The organism is Rubrivivax gelatinosus, assembly GCF_004340905.1.
GTDB classification, from domain to species: Bacteria; Pseudomonadota; Gammaproteobacteria; order Burkholderiales; family Burkholderiaceae_C; genus Rubrivivax; species Rubrivivax gelatinosus.
Genome location: NZ_SLXD01000006.1, coordinates 226,775 through 246,583, shown reverse-complemented (window position 1 = coordinate 246,583; position 19,809 = coordinate 226,775). Strand labels below are relative to the sequence as shown.

Sequence of the window (19,809 nt, the reverse complement as noted above, 5' to 3'; positions counted from 1 at the left end):
GCGATGGACTTCACCACCCTCCCCCTGCTGATCGCGGCGACGCTCAACGCCGGCACGGTGCTGGCGATCGCCGCGCTGGGCCTGCTGATCAACGAACGCGCCGGCATCGTCAACCTCGGCGCCGAAGGCCTGATGCTGGTCGCCGCGATCGCCGGCTTCGCCACCGCGATGCACACCGGCAGCGACTGGCTGGGTTTTGCCGCCGGCATCGGCGCCGGCGCGGCGCTGGCGGCGCTGTTCGGCCTGCTCGTCATCTGGCTCAACACCAACCAGTACGCCAGCGGCCTGGCGCTGAGCCTGTTCGGCGCCGGCTTCTCGGCCTTCGTCGGCATCGGCTACGTGCAGGGCAAGCTCGGCGAGCGGCCCTCGTTCGCGGTTCCCTTGCTGTCGGACATCCCGTTCGTCGGCCCGGCCTTCTTCCGCCAGCACCCGATGGTCTACCTGGCGATCGTGCTGGCCGCAGCGCTGGCCTGGTTCCTCTACCGCTCGCGCGCCGGGCTGGTGCTGCGTGCGGTCGGCGAGTCGCCCGAGTCGGCGCACGCGCTGGGTTATCCGGTGCGCAAGATCCGCCTGGCGGCCGTGGTCGCCGGCGGCGGGCTTTGCGGGCTGGCCGGCGCCTACCTGTCGGTGATCTACACGCCGCTGTGGGTCGAGGGCATGGTCGCCGGCAAGGGCTGGATCGCGCTGGCGCTGACGACCTTCGCGACCTGGCGCCCGGCACGAGTGCTGCTTGGGGCCTACCTGTTCGGCGGCGTCACGATGCTGCAGTTCCACCTGCAGAGCCAGGGCGTCGAGATCCCGAGCCAGTTCCTCAGCATGCTGCCCTACGTCGCGACCATCGTCGTGCTGGTGCTGATCTCCCGCAATCCGGCGTGGATCCGGGTCAACATGCCGGCCTCGCTCGGCAAACCGTTCTTCCCCGGCTCCTGAAGCCGGGCCAATAATTTCCGCTTTCCTCACCCCCTGGAGAAAAGACCGATGTCTTTCGAATCGAAGCGCTCGCTGCTGAAGCTGGCCGGCTGGTCCACGCTCGCGGCGGCCGCCGCCCTCGTCGGCTGCGGCAAGAAGGAAGAAGCGGCGCAACCAGCGGCCGAACCGGCGTCGGCGCCGGCCTCGGCTGCTGCGGCCAAGCCCGAACCGCTGAAGATCGCGTTCGCCTACGTCGGCCCGGTGGGTGACGGCGGCTGGACCTTCGCGCACGACAACGCACGCAAGAAGCTCGAGGCCGAGTTCGGCGACAAGATCGTCACCACCTTCGTCGAGAAGGTGCCCGAGGCCGCCGACGCCGAGCGCGTGTTCCGCGACCTGATCGGCCAGGGCAACAAGCTGGTCTTCGGCACGACCTTCGGCTACATGGAGCCGATCCAGAAGGTCGCCGCCGACGCCAAGGACGTGAAGTTCGAGCACGCCACCGGCTACAAGCAGGGCGACAACATCCGCACCTACGACAGCCGCACCTACGAGGGCGCGTACATGGCCGGCGTCATCGCCGGCTCGATGACCAAGAGCAATACGCTGGGCGTCGTCGGCTCGATCCCCATCCCCGAGGTCATCCGCAACATCAACAGCTTCACGCTGGGCGCGCAGAGCGTGAACCCGAAGATCAAGACCAAGGTGGTCTGGGTCAACGAGTGGTTCAACCCGCCCAAGGAAACCGAAGCCGCGCAAAGCCTGATCAACGGCGGCGCCGACATCCTGTTCCAGAACACCGATTCGTCGGCCGTGCTGCAGACCGCGGCCAAGAACAAGAAGTTCGCCTTCGGCTGGGACAGCGACATGACGGCCTACGCGCCGGAAGCGCACCTGGCCTCGGCGATCATCGACTGGTCGCCGTACTACATCAAGGCCACCAAGGAAGCGCTGGAAGGCAGCTGGACCGGCGGCACGGCCACCTGGTGGGGCGTCAAGGAAGGCGCGATCGACATCGTCTCGATCAGCGACAAGGTGCCGGCCGAGACCAAGACCAAGCTCGACGAGGTCAAGGCCGGCCTGAAGGACGGCAGCTTCGTGATCTGGAAGGGCCCGATCGTCAGCAACGCCGGCAAGGAAGTGCTGAAGAAGGACGAGGCCGCGGACGACAAGTTCCTGGGCGGCATCGACTTCTTCGTCAAGGGGGTCGAGGGCAAGGTTCCTACGGGGAAGTGAGAGCCCCCGGCCGCCTTGCGGCCGCCCCCCCGAGGGGGGCAACCTGACCGGACCGGGAGACCCGGATCCGGTCAGGCGCGTTAACACCGCCGCTCCCCTGACCGCCTGCGGCGGTCTGTCCCCAGAGGGGACGAAATCGACAGCCACCGTGGTTCGCCCGGTGGCTGTTTTTTTGTTTGGTACGGGCGAAAAAAAGCGGCACCCGGGGGTGCCGCTGAAGCTGAGGTACCTAGGCGGGCGCCCCCGCCAGGGTTTTAGAACTTGTGGCGGATGCCGACGGCGTAGGTGTCGCCGGTGTCGTAGCCCGTGACCTTGTCCTGCATGTAGATCGCGTAGACCTCGGTGCGCTTGGACAGGTTGTAGTCGTAGCCCAGGGTCAGCGTCTTGTTGGTCTTCTCGACCGCGTTGCCGTCTTCCTTGGCGTGGCCGTACTGGGCCAGGACCTTGCCGCCGGCCAGCGGGATCGAGGCGCCCAGGCCCCAGATGTCGGTGCCGGTGTCGACCGCCGCGGTGGTGTCGACCGCGGTGTACTGGCCGAAGACCTTGGCGACGCCGAAGTCGTACCAGGCGCCGACCTGCTTGGTCTGCTGGTCCTCGAAGCCGGCCGGCGCGCCGATGACGTCGTTCTCGACCTTCGAGTACGACACCGTCGCGGCCAGCGGGCCGTTCATGTACAGCACGTTGCCGCCGACGTTGCGGCCGTAGGCGTTGGCGCCGCCCTCGCCGAGGTTGGCCTGGAGGTTCACGCTCAGGCCGTTCCAGCTCTTGCTCTTGAACAGCGCCGAGTTGCTCCAGCCGGTGTCACCGTACCAGGCGAGCATCTGCGCGCCGGCCGGGCGGTTGGTGGTCTGCGGGGTCAGCACCTGCAGGATGCTGGGCGAGAACGCGAACGAGTCGCCGATGGCGTTGAACATCAGCGTCGAGACGAACATCGTCGTCGTCGTGCGGCCGAACTGGTACTCGCCGTACTTGGTCGCCAGCCCGACGTAGGCGTTGCGCGCCCAGAAGCGGTCACCGACGAAGCGGCCGGCGGTGCCGGCATCGGCCTGCAGGAAGTGCTCCATCGCGAACGTGACCTTCAGGCCGTTGCCGACGTCTTCGCTGCCGTTGAAGCCGATGTAGGAGGTCGTCATGTTGCCGCTCTGGACCTTGCTGGTCGATTCGGCACCGGCCATCTGGAAGCTGCCGGCGGCAGCGTCCATCAGACCGTAGATGTTGACGGTGGACTGGGCATGGGCCAGGCCGACACACAGCAGCGCGGCGGCGCCGGCAGCGGCCTTCAGCGAACGGGACATGGAGACTCCTGGAACGGATGGTGAAAGGAAGAAAGAGAAGGAAAACGGCTTGTGCGGAAGCAAGCGTTATGCCGCGTCTGTATACAAGTCCGCGGTCCGGGCGCCATTGTGTGACATACCCGTGACGCCGACCGGGGTTTTCCCGCAGGGCATTGCCACGGGCGTGGGCGAGGCACCACAGCCGCGCAGATGCACCAGAGCGAATCGCGCAAACCCATGAAAAAGCCGCCCCGGAGGGCGGCCTGGACAGAAAGGGAGCGCCGGCTTACTTGGCTGTCGACTGCAGTTTCGCGGCCTCGGCTTCCATGCGCGTGACGAGCTCGTCGAGCTGGTCGACGACCGCCTGCACGGTCTGGCGCTGGGTCAGGTCGACACCGGCTTTCTGCAGCTGCTTCATCGGCTGGTCGTTGCCGCCCGAGGACAGCAGCTCCAGGTAGCGCTTGACCGCCGCCTCGCGCCCGGCCTTCGGGCCTTCGGTCATCGTCTTGAACAGCTGCGCCGACGACGCGAAGCAGGTCGCGTACTGGTAGACGTAATAGGGCGAGTTGAAGAAGTGCGGGATGCGCGCCCAGGTGTACTGGTAGAACTCGTCGTGGGTGATCGCGTCGCCCCAGTACTCCTTCAGCAGGCCGGCGTAGAGCTTGTTCAGCACCTCGGTGGTCACCGGCTCGTCGCGTTCGACGAGCTGGTGCGCACGCAGCTCGAAGTCGGCGAACAGCACCTGCGTGTAGAAGGTGCCGACGATCGCGTCGACGGCCTCCTGCAGCAGCAGGAAACGCTCCTTCGGGTCGGTGGTCTGCTTGAGCAGGTGCTCGAGCAGGAACCGTTCGTTGGTCGTCGACGCGACCTCGGCGACGAAGATCGTGTAGTCCGCCGTCGCGTAGGGCTGGTGCTCGGTGGACAGCACCGTGTGCATCGCGTGCCCCGCCTCGTGGGCGAAGGTGAACATCGCGTCGCGGGTGTCGTTGTAGTTCAGCAGCATGTACGGGCCGACGCCGTAGACGCCGGCGTTGTAGGCGCCGCTGCGTTTGCCTTCGTTCTCGTAGACGTCGACGCGGCCCGGGGCGATGGCCTTCTCGTAGCGCTGCACGTAGCCCTGGCCCAGCGGCGCGATCGACGCGGTGGCCTGGCGGCGCGCCTCGTCATAGGGCCAGGTCTTGTCGCTGCGGAACACCGGCACGAACTGGTCGTACAGGTGGTAGCTGGGCAGCCCCAGCAGGCGCTGGCGCAGCCTGGCGTAGCGCTGCAGCGGGCCGGTGCCCTGGCGCGCGACCTCGATCAGCGTCTCGACGACCTGGCGCGGGATCGCGTTCTCGTCCAGCGCCGCGTCCAGCGTCGTCGGGAAGTTGCGCGCGCGGGCGACGAACCAGTCGCGCTGCAGGATGCCCTCGTAGATCGCGGCGTAGGTGTGCGCGGTCTGGCCGTAGGTGCCCACGTGCGCGGCGGCGGCGGCGGCGCGGTCGGCCTGCACCGTGCTGTCGGACAGCAGCGCCTGGTAGTTGGCCGGCGACAGCGTCAGCTCCTTGCCGTCGGACAGGCGGATCGTCGGGAACTTGATGTCCGAGGTGCTGAGCTCGCTGTAGATCGCGTTGGGCGCGCGGTTGCTGCGCGAGGCCAGCGCCATCAGGCGCTCGCCCTTCTCGTCGAGCACGTGCGCCTGGCGGCGGAAGTTCTCGAGGATCGGGAAGCGGTAGGGCTTCAGTGCCGGGGTCTTGTCCAGCCACTCGCGCATCGTCGCCTCGGGCACCGTCAGCAGCTCGGGCGTGAACCAGGCGCTGGCGGCGTCGAACTTGGCGAACAGCGCGCCGACACGCTGGAAGCGCCCGGCGACGTTCTGGTCACGCGTGTCGGTGTCGCGCTGCAGCTGCGGGTAGCGGTAGATGCGGTACTGCAGCTGGCCGATCTCGTCGTAGGCGCGGTAGGCGGCGAGCACCGCGTCGGGGCCGTTCTTCAGCGTGCCCTGCAGCCTGGCGAAGGCGTCGATGCGCTGGTCCATCTCGCGCATGCCGGCTTCCCAGGCGTCCCAGTTCGCGTAGATCGGGCTGAAGTCCCAGCGGTACTGCGCCGGGATCTCGGCGCGCACGCGGCTGGCGGGCTTGGCGGCCATCGCGGTGGCGGCCATCGAGACGGCTGCGGCGCAGACGGCGCCGGCGACGAAGGTGTGCATCTTCAAGGTGGGGAGGGCGCGACCTCGACGGCCGCACGGGGATTCTGCGGTGGATCGGAACCGGGAGCGGCGGCTGGGGTCGGCCCGGCGGAGTCGCAAAGTGTTGAAGCCGGGCGAGCGCCGGGTCAAGGGCGTTGCGACGAACGGCCTAGTTCCCGCGACCAAGCTGCTTCACGCGCGCCATCGCCAGCGCCGCGGCGGCGGTGCGGGTCTCGACGCCGAGCTTCTGGAACACGTGCTCCAGGTGCTTGGTAACGGTGCGGTGGCTGGTGCCGAGGATGTCGCCGATGTCGCGGTTGGCCTTGCCCTGCACCACCCAGTACAGCACCTCGGCTTCGCGCGCGGTGAGCTCCAGCGACAGCGACATGGCCTCGACGATCGCGGCGTCGTCGCTCTCGCGCATGACGACCAGCCACTCGCCGGGCACCGGCTCGCCGCTCTCATCGGGCATCGGGTGCAGCATGAAGCTGATGCGCCGCGCGCCGCGTGCCACCGTCAGGCCCGCGGGCTCGGCGCCGGCGCGGCGGCGCAGCGACTCGCGTGCGACCCAGGCCATCAGCTCGGGCGGGGTGTCGGTGTCCTCGCCGCCGAAGTGCTCGCCCAGCATGCGCCGCGCCAGCGCCGTCTGCCACAGCCGGCGGCCGTCGCGCTCGCGCACGACCATCGTCGCGTGGCCGAAGGCGTCGAGCGCGTTGCGCGCCTGGCGCTGGCTGCGCGCCTGGTGCAGGTGCGAGGCGATGCGCGCCAGCACCTCGCGCGGGCGGATCGGCTTGGTGACGTAGTCGATGCCGCCGGCGCCGAAGGCGGCGACCACGTGTTCGGTTTCGGTGAGCCCGGTCATGAAGACGATCGGGATCGGCGCCGTCTCGGGGTCGGCCTTCAGCCGGCGCGCGGTCTCGAAGCCGTCGAGGCCCGGCATCACCGCGTCGAGCAGCACGATATCGGGCTGGGCGCGTGCGGCCAGCGCCAGCGCCGCCTCGCCCGACGTCGCGACGAGCACGGTGTAGCCGGCCTCGTCGAGCGCGTCGTTGAGCAGCGCGAGGTTGTCGGGCACGTCGTCGACGACGAGCACGACGTCGGCGCCGCCGCGGGGGTCATCAGGCGGCGCGGGGTTCATCGAGGGCCTTGTCCAGGATGTCGTTCATCGTGTCGTAGTTGAACTGGCGCGCCAGCAGCCGCATGCGGGCGGCAAAACCCGCATGCGCCGGGTCGGCGGCCTCGATCGTGTCGAGCTGGCGCGCGACGCCGCGCACGTGGCCCAGGGCGAGCGCGTCGCGCAGCGGGCGCAGCAGCTCGGGCGGCGGCAGCGGCGCGTCGGCCGGCGGCGGCGCGGGCTCCGGCACGCGCGCGCCGTCGCGCCAGACCAGCGCCAGGCGTGCGCCCAGCCAGTCGAGCAGCTCGCCGACACGCACCGGCTTGACGAGGAAGTCCTCGCCCGGCAGGCCGACGTCGTTGTCCAGCTTCTTGTCGAAGGCGTTGGCCGAGACCACCGCCAGCGGCATCGTGTGGCCGGCCGCACGCAGCCGGCGGATCGTCTCCCAGCCGTCGATGCCGGGCATCGCCAGGTCCATGAAGACCGCGTCGCAGGGCGGGCCGGCGGCCAGGCGTTCGAGCGCGGCCTCGCCGCTGGCGGCGCCCTCGACCTCGAAACCCAGCGGCTGCAGCAGGTCGGCGACGAGGCGCCGGTCGGCCTCCTCGTTGTCGACCGCCAGCACGCGCCGGCGCCGGCCTTCGTAGCCGACGCGGCGCGCGCGCAGCGCGTCGACCTCGGGCGCCGCCGCCGCCACCTCGGGCAGGAAGAGCCGGATGCGGAAGGTGGTGCCCTGGCCGGGCGTGCTGGCCACCGTCATCTCGCCGCCCATCAGCTCGCAGAGCATGCGTGCGATCGTCAGCCCCAGGCCGGTGGAGCCGACCGACTGGCCGCTGGCCGCCGAGCCGCGCTCGAAAGGCTCGAAGACGCGCGCCAGCTCGTCGGCCGTCATGCCCGGGCCGGTGTCGGCGATCTCGAAACGCGCCATCTCGCGCTGGTGGGCGACGCGCAGCGTCACCTGGCCGGCCTGGGTGAACTTGATCGCGTTGCCCAGCAGATTGATGAGGATCTGGCGCAACCGCTTCTCGTCGGCGCGCACGACGGCCGGCAGCCGGCCGTCGACCGCGAAGCGGAAAGCCAGCCCGCGGCCGGCGGCCTGCAGCTCGAACAGGCGCGCGATCTCGGCCAGGCCGTCGGCAAAACGCATCGCGCGCACCTCCAGCGCCAGCTTGCCCGACTCGATGCGCGCGATGTCCAGCGTGCCTTCGATCAGGCTCAGCAAATGGTCGCCGCCGCGGCGGATGACCGACACCGCCTGGCGGCGGTGCGCCGGCATCGCCTCGTCCTCCTCCAGCAGCTGGGCGTAGCCGAGGATGCTGTTGAGCGGCGTGCGCAGCTCGTGGCTGATGGTCGTGATGTAGCGGCTCTTGGCGCGGTTGGCGGACTCGGCGTGGCCGCGGGCCCGGTCCGCCTCTTCGCGTGCGGCCTGCAGCGCGGCGTCGGTGCGCGCGTGCGACTCGATCTCGCGCTGCAGCGCCAGCGTCTGGCGGTTGGACTCCTCCTGCGCCGCGGCGCGGCTGCGGTGCGCCAGCACGCCCCACCAGACGCCGACGCCGGCGGCGATCCACAGCAGCAGGAAGCTGCTGACGAACCCCTGGGCCAGCGTCGGCCCCAGCGCCGCGGCCTGGTCGCCGAGCAGGCGCAGCGCCTGGCGGTGGGCGATGCCCAGCACCAGCGCCAGCGCCGGCGTCACCAGGCCCATCAGCAGCAGGTAGTCGGCGAGACCCGCGTCGAGCTGCGGCGCCATGCGCGCCGGCAGCAGCCGCGCGAGCAGCGCGCGCCACTGCGCCATCAGCTTGGCCTGCGGTTTGCACAGGTCGTGGCAGCGTGCGTCCAGCGTGCAGCACAGGCTGCAGATGGTCGCCTGGTAGGCCGGGCAGAAGGCCATGTCCTCGGTCTCGTACTCGCGTTCGCAGACCGTGCAGCGGTGGCGCAGCCGGGCGTAGCGGCCATCGGCGGCGGCCGGCTCGGCGACGATCGGGATGCTGCCGGCCGGCAGCGTGCTGGTGCGCGCAAGGTAGTAGCGGCCTTTCGTCGCCCAGGCGATCAGCGGCGAGGCGACGAAAGCGGTGACCAGCGCGATCGCCGCCGAATAGGCCTGCGCCAGCTCGCCGAAGGCGCCCAGGTGCGCCGCCACCGACAGCGCCGAGGCGATGCCCATCGCGCCGACACCCACCGGGTTGATGTCGTACAGGTGCGCACGCTTGAACTCGATGCCCGGCGGCGACCAGCCCAGCGGCTTGTTGACGACGAGGTCGGCCACCACCGCCATCATCCAGGCGATGGCCACGTTGGCGTACAGCCCGAGCACGTGCGACAGCGCCTGGAAGACATTCATCTCCATCAGCACCAGCGCGATCCCGGTGTTGAACACCATCCAGACCACGCGCCCCGGGTGGGCGTGCGTCAGGCGCGAGAAGAAGTTGCTCCAGGCCAGCGAGCCGGCATAGGCGTTGGTGACGTTGATCTTCAGCTGCGAGACGAGCACGAAGGCCGCCGTCACCGCGACCGCGACGCCGTAGTCGGAGAACACGGTCTCGTAGGCCGCCAGGTACATCTGGTTCGGGTCGACGGCGCGCTCGGGCGGCACCATGCGCGTGATCGCCAGATAGGCCAGCAACGCGCCGCCGAGCATCTTCAGCACGCCCGGCAGCACCCAGCCCGGGCCGCCGGCCAGCACCGCCAGGTGCCAGCGCCAGCCGTGGCGGCTCACCTTCTCCGGCATGAAACGCAGGTAGTCGGCCTGCTCGCCCATCTGCGTGATCAGCGCGATGCCGACCGTGGTCGCGGCGCCGAAGGCGAGCACATCGAAACCCGCCACGCCGTGTTCGCCGCCATAGGCCGACAGCCCGGCCAGCAGCCCGGGCTCGGCGCGGAACACGAAGACGTAGGGCACGACCAGCATCGCCAGCCACAGCGGCTGGGTCCAGACCTGCAGCCGGCTGATCGCCGTGACGCCGTGCGTCACCAGCGGGATCACGACCAGCGCGCAGAGCAGATAACCCAGCGCCGGCGGGATGTCCAAGGCCAGCTCCAGCGCGTAGGCCATCACCGCCGCCTCGAGCGCGAAGAAGATGAAGGTGAAGCTCGCGTAGATCAGCGAGGTGATGGTCGAGCCGATGTAGCCGAAACCGGCGCCGCGCGTCAGCAGGTCCATGTCGACACCGTGGCGCGCGGCGTAGACGCTGATCGGCCAGCCGGCGAGGAAGATCACGAGGCCGGTGGCCAGGATCGCCAGCGCCGCGTTGACGAAGCCGTGCTGTACCAGCAGCGTCGCGCCGACGGCTTCGAGGATCAGGAAGGACGCGGCGCCAAAGGCCGTGTTGGCGACGCGCCACTCGCTCCAGCGGCGAAACGAGCGCGGCGTGAAACGCAACGCGTAGTCCTCGATGGTCTCGCTGGCGACCCAGGCGTTGTAGTCGCGGCGTGTCTTGACGACACGCTGCGGCGCTTCGGCGGGGGCGGCAGCGGTGTCGGCCGGCGGGCTCATCGGGCTGCGGCAATCAAGAAGCGCACCAGCCTTGACATGGCGCCGGACTTGCAGAGGAATCCGCCCATGGACCTGACCCCCAGAGAGAAGGACAAGCTGCTGATCTTCACCGCCGCGTTGCTGGCCGAGCGCCGCCAGGCGCGTGGGCTGAAGCTCAACGTGCCGGAGGCGATCGCGCTGATCACCGCCGCCATCCTCGAAGGCGCACGCGACGGGCGCACGGTGGCCGAGCTGATGAGCGCCGGCAAGCAGGTGCTGCGCCGCGCCGACGTGATGGACGGCGTGCCCGAGCTGATCCCCGAGATCCAGGTCGAGGCCACCTTCCCCGACGGCACCAAGTTGGTGACCGTGCACCAACCGATCGCATGAGGACGGCGATGATCCCCGGAGAACTGCTGATCGACGACGGCGAGCTGACGCTCAACCCCGGCCGCCCGGTGCTGACGCTGGTCGTCGAGAACACCGGCGACCGGCCGATCCAGGTCGGCTCGCACTACCACTTCGCCGAGACCAACCCGGCGCTCAGCTTCGACCGCGCGGCGGCACGCGGCCTGCGGCTGGACATCGCCAGCGGCACCGCGGTGCGTTTCGAGCCCGGCCAGCAGCGCACCGTGCAGCTGGTGCCCTACGGCGGCGAGCGCCGTGTCTGCGGCTTCCGGGCCGAGATCCAAGGAAGTCTGTGATGAGCACGACCATCGGACGGCGCGCCTACGCCGAGATGTACGGCCCGACTGTGGGCGACCGCGTGCGCCTGGCCGACACCGAGCTGATCGTCGAGGTCGAGGCCGACTACACGCTGCGTGCCGGCGGTTACGGCGAGGAAGTGAAGTTCGGCGGCGGCAAGACGATCCGCGACGGCATGGGCCAGGGCCAGGCGGTCAACGGCCCCGGCCACCACGAGGCGGCCGACTGCGTCATCACCAACGCGCTGATCATCGACCACTGGGGCATCGTCAAGGCCGACATCGGCCTCAAGGGCTGCCGCATCGCCGCCATCGGCAAGGCCGGCAACCCCGAGGTGCAGCCGGGCGTGGACATCGTCATCGGCCCGGGCACCGAGATCATCGCCGGCGAGGGTTTGATCGTCACCGCCGGCGGCATCGACAGCCACATCCACTTCATCTGCCCGCAGCAGATCGACGAGGCGCTGAACTCGGGCGTCACGACAATGCTCGGCGGCGGCACCGGCCCGGCCACCGGCACCTTCGCGACGACCTGCACGCCGGGGCCGGAGAACCTGCACCGCATGCTGCAGGCCGCCGACGCCTTCCCGATGAACCTCGGTTTCCTCGGCAAGGGCAACGCCAGCCGGCCCGAGGCGCTGAGCCAGCAGATCGCCGCCGGCGCCATCGGCCTGAAGCTGCACGAGGACTGGGGCACGACGCCCAGCGCGATCGACAACTGCCTGGACATCGCCGAGGCCACCGACACCCAGGTCTCGATCCACAGCGACACGCTCAACGAGTCGGGCTTCGTCGAGGACACGATCGCCGCGACCCAGGGCCGCACGCTCTGCGCCTTCCACACCGAAGGCGCCGGCGGCGGCCACGCGCCGGACATCCTGCGGGTCGCCGGCGAAGCCAACTTCCTGCCCAGCAGCACCAACCCGACGATGCCCTACACCGCCAACACGGTGGACGAGCACCTGGACATGCTGATGGTCTGCCACCACCTGGACGCCGGCATCGCCGAGGACCTGGCGTTTGCCGAGAGCCGCATCCGCCGCGAGACCATCGCCGCCGAGGACGTGCTGCACGACCTGGGTGCGATCAGCATGATGAGCAGCGACAGCCAGGCCATGGGCCGTGTCGGCGAGGTCATCATCCGCACCTGGCAGACGGCGCACAAGATGAAGGTCCAGCGCGGCTGGCTCCAGGCCCCCTCTCCCGCAACGCGGGAGAGGGCGGGGGGTGAGGGCAAGAGCGGTGTCGCGGAGCAGGACTCCCGCAACGACAACTTCCGCGTCAGGCGCTACGTCGCCAAGTACACGATCAACCCGGCGATCGCCAACGGCATCGCGCACGAGGTCGGCTCGGTCGAGATCGGCAAGTGGGCCGACCTGGTGCTGTGGCGGCCGGCCTTCTTCGGCGTCAAGCCGAGCCTGGTGTTGAAGGGCGGCTTCATCGCCGTGGCGGCGATGGGCGACCCCAACGCCAGCATCCCGACGCCGCAGCCGGTGCATTACCGGCCGATGTTCGGCAGCTTCGGCGGCGCCCGCGCCGCGACCTCGCTCACCTTCGTCAGCCAGGCGGCGCTGCAGGCCGAGATCGGCGAGCAGCTGGGCCTGGCCAAGCGCCTGGCCGCGGTGCAGGGCTGCCGCCAGGTGAAGAAGGGCGACATGGTGCACAACGGCTGGCTGCCGAAGATGGAAATCGACCCGCAGACCTACGAGGTGCGCGCCGACGGCCAGTTGCTGACCTGCGAGCCGGCGACCGTGCTGCCGCTGGCCCAGAAGTACTTCCTGTTCTGACCGGCGCGCGCCGCCCTCTCAGGCGGCGCGTCGTATCAGGCCGCGACCGGCTCCGAGGCTTCGGCGATGCGGCGCGCCAGGTGCTCCAGCGCTTCTTCGACCTGGTCGACGAGCACCAGGCACAGGTCGCCGGGCTGCAGGTTCGCGAGCGCCTGGTCGATGGCGACGAACTCGCCGTGGATCTCCTCGACACGGCGGGTGCGCGGCGCGCCGCGCAGGCCCTCGCGCAGCAGCGCGATGACCTCGCCGTCGGCACGGCCGCGCTGGGCGGCGTCCTGGTACAGCAGCACCTCGTCGAAGGCCGCCCCCAGGATCTGCGTCTGCTCGCGGATGTCCTCGTCGCGGCGGTCGCCGGCGGCGCTGATGACCACCGAGCGGCGCTGGGCCGGCATCGCCTCGACGGCACCGACCAGCGCGCGCATCGCGTCGGCGTTGTGGCCGTAGTCGGCGATGACCGTCGCGCCGCGGTAGTCCATGACGTTGAAACGCCCCGGCGCGTTGTGCGCGTCGTTGACGAAGCTGGCCAGGCCGGCGCTGACGGCGTCGAAGCTGAGGCCGCAGCCCCAGGCCGCGGCGACCGCAGCGAGCGCGTTCTCGACCTGGAAGCCGATCGTGCCGTTGCGGGTGAGCGGCACCTCGCGCAGCGGCACACGCGCGCGCGCCGAGCCGTTGACGGCGACGATCGCGTCACCGTCGACGAACACCGTGCGCCCGCCCTGGGCGCGGTGCGCGACCATCGCCGGCAGGTGGCCGTCGGCAGCGAACAGGATCACGCCGCCCGGGCAGTGCTGCGCCATCTGCAGCGTGATCGGGTCGGCGGCGTTGAGCACCGCGTAGCCGCTCTCGGCGACGTTCTGCACGATGACGCGCTTGAGCACCGCGAGGTCCTCGACCGTCGTGATGTAGTTCAGGCCGAGGTGGTCGCCGGCGCCGACGTTGGTGACGACGGCGACCTGGCAGCGGTCGAAACCCAGGCCTTCGCGCAGCATGCCGCCGCGTGCGGTCTCCAGCACCGCGGCCTCGGTGTCGGGGTGGGCGAGCACGTTGCGCGCGCTCTTCGGGCCGCTGCAGTCGCCGCTGTCGATCTGGTGGCCGTCGACCCACACGCCGTCGGTGTTGGTCATGCCGACCTTGTAGCCGGCGGCGTTGAACAGGTGCGCGATGAGGCGCGAGACGGTGGTCTTGCCGTTCGTGCCGGTGACGGCGACGACCGGGATGCGGCCGTCCTGGCCGGCCGGGAACAGGCGCTCGATGATGGCCTCGCCGACCGCACGCGGCTTGCCGAAGCTCGGCGCCAGGTGCATGCGCAGGCCCGGCGCGGCGTTGACCTCGACGACGCCGCCGCGCTGCTGCTCCAGCGGCACGCCGACGCTCTCGCAGACCACGTCGACGCCGCAGATCTCCAGCCCGACCATGCGCGCGGCGGCCACCGCACGCGCGGCGACCTCGGGGTGCACGTCGTCGGTGACGTCGGTGGCGCTGCCGCCGGTGCTGAGGTTGGCGTTGTGGCGCAGCACGACCTTCTGGCCGTTGGCCGGCACCGCCTCGGGCGACAGGCCCAGCAGCGCCAGCCGCGCCAGCGCGACGTCGTCCAGGCGGATGCGTGTCAGCGCGGTGGCGTGGCCGTCGCCGCGGCGCGGGTCGGCGTTCACCGTGTCGACGAGCTGGCGCACGCTGTGCACGCCGTCGCCGATGACGTAGGGCGGGTCGCGGCGCGACGCGGCGACCAGCTTCTCGCCGACGACGAGCAGGCGGAAGTCGTGGCCGGGCAGGAACTGCTCGACCATCACCTCGCCGATCTCGTCGGCGGTGCGGTAGGCGGCCTCGAACTGGGCGCGGTCGGTGACGTTGACCGTCACGCCCTTGCCCTGGTTGCCGTCGCGCGGCTTGACGACGACCGGCAGGCCGATCTCCATCGCCGCGGCCCAGCCGTCCTCGAGGTCGGCGACCGGGCGGCCGCGCGGCACCGGCACGCCGGCGGAGGCCAGCAGCCGCTTGCTGAGATCCTTGTCCTGGGCGATCGACTCGGCCACCGCGCCGGTGGAGTCGACCTCGGCGGCCCAGATGCGGCGCACGCGTGCGCCCCAGCCGAACTGCACCAGGCTGCCCTCGGTCAGGCGGCGGTACGGCACGCCGCGCGCCAGCGCGGCCGAGACGATGGAGCCGGTGCTCGGCCCCAGGCGCACGTCCTCGTCGATGGCGCGCAGCTCGGCGACCGCGGCCTCGGTGTCGAAGGCCTCGCCGGCGACGGCCGCGGCGAGCAGGCGTTCGGCGAGCTCGAGTGCGCGCCGGCCGACCTTCTCCTCGGTGTACTCGACGACGATCTGATGCACGCCGGGCTCGGGCGCGGCCGCGGTGCGCGAGAACGAGACGCGGCAGCCGGCGCGCGCCTGCAGTGCCAGCGCCAGGCGCTCCAGCCAGCGCGCCATCGGCACCGGCTCGCGCGTGCCGACCGGGCGCACCGGCGAGACGTCGGGCAGCAGTTCACGCAGCCGGCGTTCCAGCGTCGAGCCGGCCTCGATCGCCGACTCCTCGGGCGTGCAGCGCACGATGGCCTCGATCGCCGTGTGCCGGCTCCAGAGATTGGGCCCGCGCAGCGCGCGGATGCGGGTGACGTCCATGGCGGTCTCAGCGGATGTCGGCAGGGGTCTGCAGATCGAAGGTGTCCAGGCCGGCGGCCAGCAGCGCCGGCGCCAGACCGAAGGCCCAGGCGGCGGCGACGGCCGGCAGCAGCACGGCGGCGGGCAGCGGCGAGCGGCCGCGCACGTTCAGCGGCGTCTCGGCATGGCCTTCGCACAGCCAGAGGCGGCCTTCGCGCAGCAGCACGGCGTGGCCGCCGCGCTCGCGGTGCGCGGCCAGCGCGGCGGCGTCGGTGGCGTAGAGCGTCACCTCGCCGTCGCAGTGCTCGGCGAGCGCGGCGATGCGCGCGTCGTCGGCGTTGAGCACGCCGATGCCGTCGGCCAGCACGACGTCCATCTGCGTGCGCAGCACACGCGCCAGGTCGTCGGCGGCGTGGATGTCGTGGCGCTCCAGCGCCTCGGCGCCGTCGAGGTCGGTGACGACGCCGACGCGGCAGCGGTCGTAGACCAGGCCTTCGTCGAGGAGGGTCGCGGCGCCGTTCTCGAAGACGGCGGCGTCGACCTCGCGGTTGAGCAGCAGGCGCTCGGCGATGTCGCCGCGCGTCGCGTCGCGCTCGTCGATGCGGCGCGTGTCCAGGAACAGCCCGTCGCGGCAGGCCAGGCCGACGTGGTGGCCCGACAGCTGCAGCAGCCAGGCCACGAGGCGCGCCACCGGGGTCGCCGCCTCGCCGCCGGCGATGCCGACGATCGGGATGCGGCCGTCGTCGCCGGGCGGGAACAGGTGGTCGATGATCGCCTGGCCCACCGGGCGCGGCGAACCGACCGCCGGCTTGGTGTGCGCCAGCAGCCCGGGGCCGGCGTTGACCTCGACGACCGCGGCGTGCTGGCCGCGCAGCGGCCGCGTGATGTCCTGCGCGACGAGGTCGATGCCGGCGATGTCCAGGCCGACGGTGCGCGCGGCCAGCGAGGCGACGCGCGCGAAGTCGGGGTGGACCTCGTCGGTGCAGTCGATGGCGACGTTGCCGTTGCGCTGGATCAGCACGCGCCGGGCGGCAGCGGGCACGTCGTCCGGGCCCAGGTTCTGGCGCCGCAGGTCGACGAGGATCGCGCCGTCCTCGCGCACGCGGATGCGGCCCAGCGGGTGATCCTCGGTCTCGCCGCGGCGCGGGTCGCTGTTGAGCTGGGCCTCGACGAGTTCGGCGACGCTGCTGCGGCCGTCGCCGACGACCCAGGCGGCCTCGCCGCGTGCGGCGGCCACCATCCGGCCGGCGACGACGAGCAGGCGGTGCTCGTCGCCGGGGATGTAGCGCTCGACGATGACCTCGCTGCCTTCGGCGTCGGCGACGACGAACGCCGCCTCGACCTGCTCGCGTGTCGTCAGGTCCAGCGTCACGCCGCGGCCGTGGTTGCCGTCGCTGGGCTTGACGGCCACCGGCAGGCCCACGTCCTCGGCGACCTCCCAGGCGTCGGCGGGGCTGGCGGCGACACGGCCCTCGGGCACCGGCACGCCGACGGCGGCCAGCAGGCGCTTGGTCAGGTCCTTGTCGCGCGCGATGCCTTCGGCGATGGCGCTGGTGCGGTCGGTCTCGGCGGTCCAGATGCGGTGCTGGCGCTTGCCGTGGCCCAGCTGCACCAGGTTGCCGTCGTTCAGGCGCAGGTGCGGGATGCGGCGCTCGGTCGCCGAGGCGACGATGTGCGCGGTGCTCGGGCCCAGGTAGGCGCGGTCGATCGCGTCGCGCACCGCCTGCACGGCGGCGGCGATCTCGAACCCGCGGCCGTTGATCGCCGCCATCAGCAGCGCGTGGCCCTGCTGCAGCGCACAACGTGCGACGGCCTCGTCACGGGCGCGGAAGACCATGCGGTAGACGCCGGCCTTCGAGGTGCTGCGCGTCTGGCCGAAGCCGGTGGGCATGCCCGCCAGGTTCAGCAGCTCGATGACGACGTGTTCGAGCACGTGGCCCATCCAGGTGCCGCCGCGCAGGCGCTGGATGAAGCCGCCGCGTTCGCCGACGCCGCAGTGGTGTTCCTCCAGCGCCGGCAGCAGCGCCAGCAATCGGTCCACGAAGCCGGGCAGCCGGTCCGACGGGTGCTGTTCCAGCTCGCCCAGGTCGAGCCAGACTTCGAGCGCCGAGCGGTAGGTCCAGAGATTGGGGCCGCGCAGGTAGGTCACGCGCAGCAGGCGGATGTCGTCGAAGATCTTCATCGTGGTCGTGCGTTTTTCGCTCCGGAGCGACCTGCGGCGCGATTTCGGGGCGGCGGCCGGTCGGCGTGGAACCGGGCTGGCGCGTTACGCGACAATCCCGCGCTCGCCGCTACCCTGTCATGCCTTCAACCGATCCGTCTCCTGTGCTCGCCGCGGTGCCCTCCGCACCGCTCGAACGAGGGGAGAACGCGCTGGCAAGCCTGGACGTTGACCTGGACGCGAAGGAGCGCTTCGCGTCCGGCGAAATAGTTCTCACCGAACGCCGTCTTCTCGCCCGCGACGCCGGCACCGACCGCTGGCTCGCCTGGCCGCTGGACACCGCGCTGACGCTGCAGCACGCCGACCACGGCGGCGTCGGCCAGCTCTCGCTGCACGACGCCGGCGGCCGCCTGGCCGCCTGGCGCTACACGCTGGGCCGCGACCCGGCGGCGCTGAAGCTGCTCGGCCTGTTCGAGCGCCAGAAGCGCCGCCTGGCCAGCGGCGAGGCCGACCCGGACGACGAGGCCGAGCCCGAGGAGACCGATTTCGGCGTCGAGTCGGCGGCGCCGCCGTCGACCTGGGTGCTGCTGCGCCTGAGCCGGTTCGCCAAGCCGTACCAGTGGCAGCTGCTGCTCGGTTTCGTGCTGACGCTGGCGTCGACCGCCGCGTCGCTGGTGCCGCCGTACCTGACGATCCCGCTGATGGACGAGGTGCTGATCCCGTACCAGAACGGCCAGCAGATCGACACCCACCTGGTCTGGATGCTGCTGGCAGGGCTGGCCGGCGCCGCGCTCGTCGCCTGGGCGCTGGGCTGGCTGCGCACCTGGCTGCTGGCGCTGGTCAGCGAACGCATCGGCGCGGACCTGCGCACCGCCACCTTCGAGCACCTGCTGCGGCTGTCGCTGGACTATTTCGGCAGCAAACGCACCGGCGACCTGATGTCGCGCATCGGCAGCGAGAGCGACCGCATCTGCGTCTTCCTGTCGCTGCACGCGCTCGACTTCGCCACCGACGTGCTGATGATCGGCATGACGGCGGCGATCCTGTTCAGCATCAACCCGTCGCTGGCGCTGGCGACGCTGCTGCCGCTGCCCTTCATCGCCTGGATGATCCACCTGGTGCGCGACCGGCTGCGCACCGGCTTCGAGAAGATCGACCGCGTCTGGGGCGAGGTCACCAGCGTGCTGGCCGACACCATTCCCGGCATCCGCGTCGTCAAGGCCTTCGCCCAGGAGCAGCGCGAGGCCGAGCGTTTCCGCCGCGCCAACCGCGCCAACCTGGAAGTCAACGACAAGCTGAACAAGACCTGGAGCCTGTTCACGCCGACCGTGTCGCTGCTGACCGAGATCGGCCTGCTCGTCGTCTGGGCCTTCGGCATCTGGCTGGTCAGCCGCGACGCGATCACCGTCGGCGTGCTGAGCGCCTTCATCGCCTACATCGGCCGCTTCTACGGCCGGCTGGACTCGATGAGCCGCATCGTCTCGGTGACGCAGAAGGCCGCCGCCGGCGCCAAGCGCATCTTCGACATCCTCGACCACGTCAGCAACGTGCCCGAGCCGGCGCAGCCGGTGAAGATCGAGCGCGTGCAGGGCGGGCTGTCGCTGCAGGGCGTGGGCTTTCGCTACGGCAGCCGCGCGGTGATCCGCGGCCTGGACCTGGACATCCGTCCGGGCGAGATGATCGGCCTGGTCGGCCACAGCGGCTCGGGCAAGAGCACGCTGGTCAACCTGATCTGCCGCTTCTACGACGTGACCGACGGCGCGATCAAGGTCGACGGCGTCGACCTGCGGCGCTTCGGCGTCGCCGACTACCGCCGCCACATCGGCCTGGTGCTGCAGGAGCCCTTCCTGTTCTTCGGCACGGTGGCCGAGAACATCGCCTACGGCAAGCCCGACGCAACGCGCGAGGAGATCGTCGCCGCGGCGCGCGCCGCACACGCCCACGAGTTCATCCTGCGCCTGCCGCACGGCTACGACTCGGTGGTCGGCGAACGTGGCCAGGGGCTGTCGGGCGGCGAGCGCCAGCGCATCTCGATCGCGCGCGCGCTGCTGATCGACCCGCGCATCCTGATCCTCGACGAAGCCACGTCCTCGGTCGACACCGAGACCGAGAAGGAGATCCAGAAGGCGCTGGACAACCTGGTGCAGGGGCGCACGACGATCGCCATCGCCCACCGCCTGTCGACGCTGCGCCGCGCCGACCGGCTGGTCGTCATGGACCGCGGCCGCATCGTCGAGGTCGGCACGCACGACGAGCTGCTGGCGCGCGAAGGCGCCTACTGGCGGCTGTACGAGGCGCAGCTGCGCCAGGTCGACGAGAGCGACAGCGAGCGCCCGCTGCTGCCGCCGCCCGCGCCGGCGGCGCATCCGGCCGGCGCCGCCTGAGGAACCG

12 protein-coding genes are annotated in these 19,809 nt (G+C 71.0%); 6 read left to right on the top strand and 6 right to left on the bottom strand.

All coding sequences use genetic code 11. From position 1 onward, the window contains the following. Nucleotides 1-3: 3 nt before the first annotated feature. Nucleotides 4-930, top strand: a complete 927-nt coding sequence (locus EV684_RS11540; protein ID WP_132647333.1) for an ABC transporter permease — start codon at nucleotides 4-6, stop codon at nucleotides 928-930. A 48-nt stretch (nucleotides 931-978) separates the two neighbouring features. Further along, nucleotides 979-2,145: a BMP family ABC transporter substrate-binding protein gene (locus EV684_RS11535; RefSeq protein ID WP_132647331.1), complete on the top strand. Its 1,167-nt coding sequence runs from the start codon at nucleotides 979-981 to the stop codon at nucleotides 2,143-2,145. A 254-nt stretch (nucleotides 2,146-2,399) separates the two neighbouring features. On the opposite strand, the gene EV684_RS11530 is transcribed toward EV684_RS11535, so the two are convergent. From EV684_RS11530 to EV684_RS11515, 4 genes are all read right to left on the bottom strand, one after another. Next, entirely contained in the window at nucleotides 2,400-3,440 is a 1,041-nt protein-coding gene (locus EV684_RS11530) for a porin (protein WP_132647329.1), read from the bottom strand. Between the two features lie 265 nt (nucleotides 3,441-3,705). Continuing rightward, nucleotides 3,706-5,607 carry an oligoendopeptidase F gene (gene pepF, locus EV684_RS11525; RefSeq protein WP_242478479.1) on the bottom strand — a complete coding sequence of 634 codons (1,902 nt, stop codon included), beginning with the start codon at nucleotides 5,605-5,607 and terminating at the stop codon, nucleotides 3,706-3,708. A gap of 148 nt (nucleotides 5,608-5,755) precedes the next feature. Continuing rightward, complete coding sequence (locus EV684_RS11520) at nucleotides 5,756-6,724, bottom strand: response regulator (RefSeq protein ID WP_132647327.1); 969 nt, start codon at nucleotides 6,722-6,724, stop codon at nucleotides 5,756-5,758. Then, complete coding sequence (locus EV684_RS11515) at nucleotides 6,705-10,187, bottom strand: hybrid sensor histidine kinase/response regulator (RefSeq protein WP_132647325.1); 3,483 nt, start codon at nucleotides 10,185-10,187, stop codon at nucleotides 6,705-6,707. The genes EV684_RS11520 and EV684_RS11515 overlap by 20 nt, the downstream gene beginning before the upstream one ends. Before the next feature lie 66 nt (nucleotides 10,188-10,253). Between EV684_RS11515 and EV684_RS11510 the strand changes: the two genes are divergently transcribed. Genes EV684_RS11510 through ureC form a run of 3 tightly spaced genes read left to right on the top strand, consistent with a single transcriptional unit; the run spans nucleotide 10,254 to nucleotide 12,657 of the window. Next, a complete protein-coding gene (locus EV684_RS11510; RefSeq protein ID WP_132647323.1) occupies nucleotides 10,254-10,556 on the top strand; it encodes an urease subunit gamma in 303 nt (100 codons plus the stop codon). A gap of 8 nt (nucleotides 10,557-10,564) precedes the next feature. Then, complete coding sequence (locus EV684_RS11505) at nucleotides 10,565-10,870, top strand: urease subunit beta (RefSeq protein WP_132647321.1); 306 nt, start codon at nucleotides 10,565-10,567, stop codon at nucleotides 10,868-10,870. Further along, complete coding sequence (gene ureC / locus EV684_RS11500) at nucleotides 10,870-12,657, top strand: urease subunit alpha (RefSeq protein WP_132647319.1); 1,788 nt, start codon at nucleotides 10,870-10,872, stop codon at nucleotides 12,655-12,657. The genes EV684_RS11505 and ureC overlap by 1 nt, the downstream gene beginning before the upstream one ends. Before the next feature lie 35 nt (nucleotides 12,658-12,692). Here ureC and cphA read toward each other — a convergent pair whose 3' ends face one another. Next, nucleotides 12,693-15,278, bottom strand: coding sequence for a cyanophycin synthetase (gene cphA, locus EV684_RS11495; protein WP_132647317.1), 2,586 nt, complete (start codon nucleotides 15,276-15,278; stop codon nucleotides 12,693-12,695). A gap of 7 nt (nucleotides 15,279-15,285) precedes the next feature. Beyond that, nucleotides 15,286-17,439: a cyanophycin synthetase gene (locus tag EV684_RS11490; RefSeq protein ID WP_132647315.1), complete on the bottom strand. Its 2,154-nt coding sequence runs from the start codon at nucleotides 17,437-17,439 to the stop codon at nucleotides 15,286-15,288. 119 nt (nucleotides 17,440-17,558) lie between these two features. On the opposite strand from EV684_RS11490, the gene EV684_RS11485 reads away from it, so the two are divergent. Beyond that, the gene (locus EV684_RS11485; protein ID WP_207184395.1) at nucleotides 17,559-19,802 is read left to right on the top strand and encodes a cyanophycin metabolism-associated ABC transporter; all 2,244 of its coding nucleotides are present in this window, start codon (nucleotides 17,559-17,561) and stop codon (nucleotides 19,800-19,802) included. Nucleotides 19,803-19,809 lie beyond the last annotated feature (7 nt).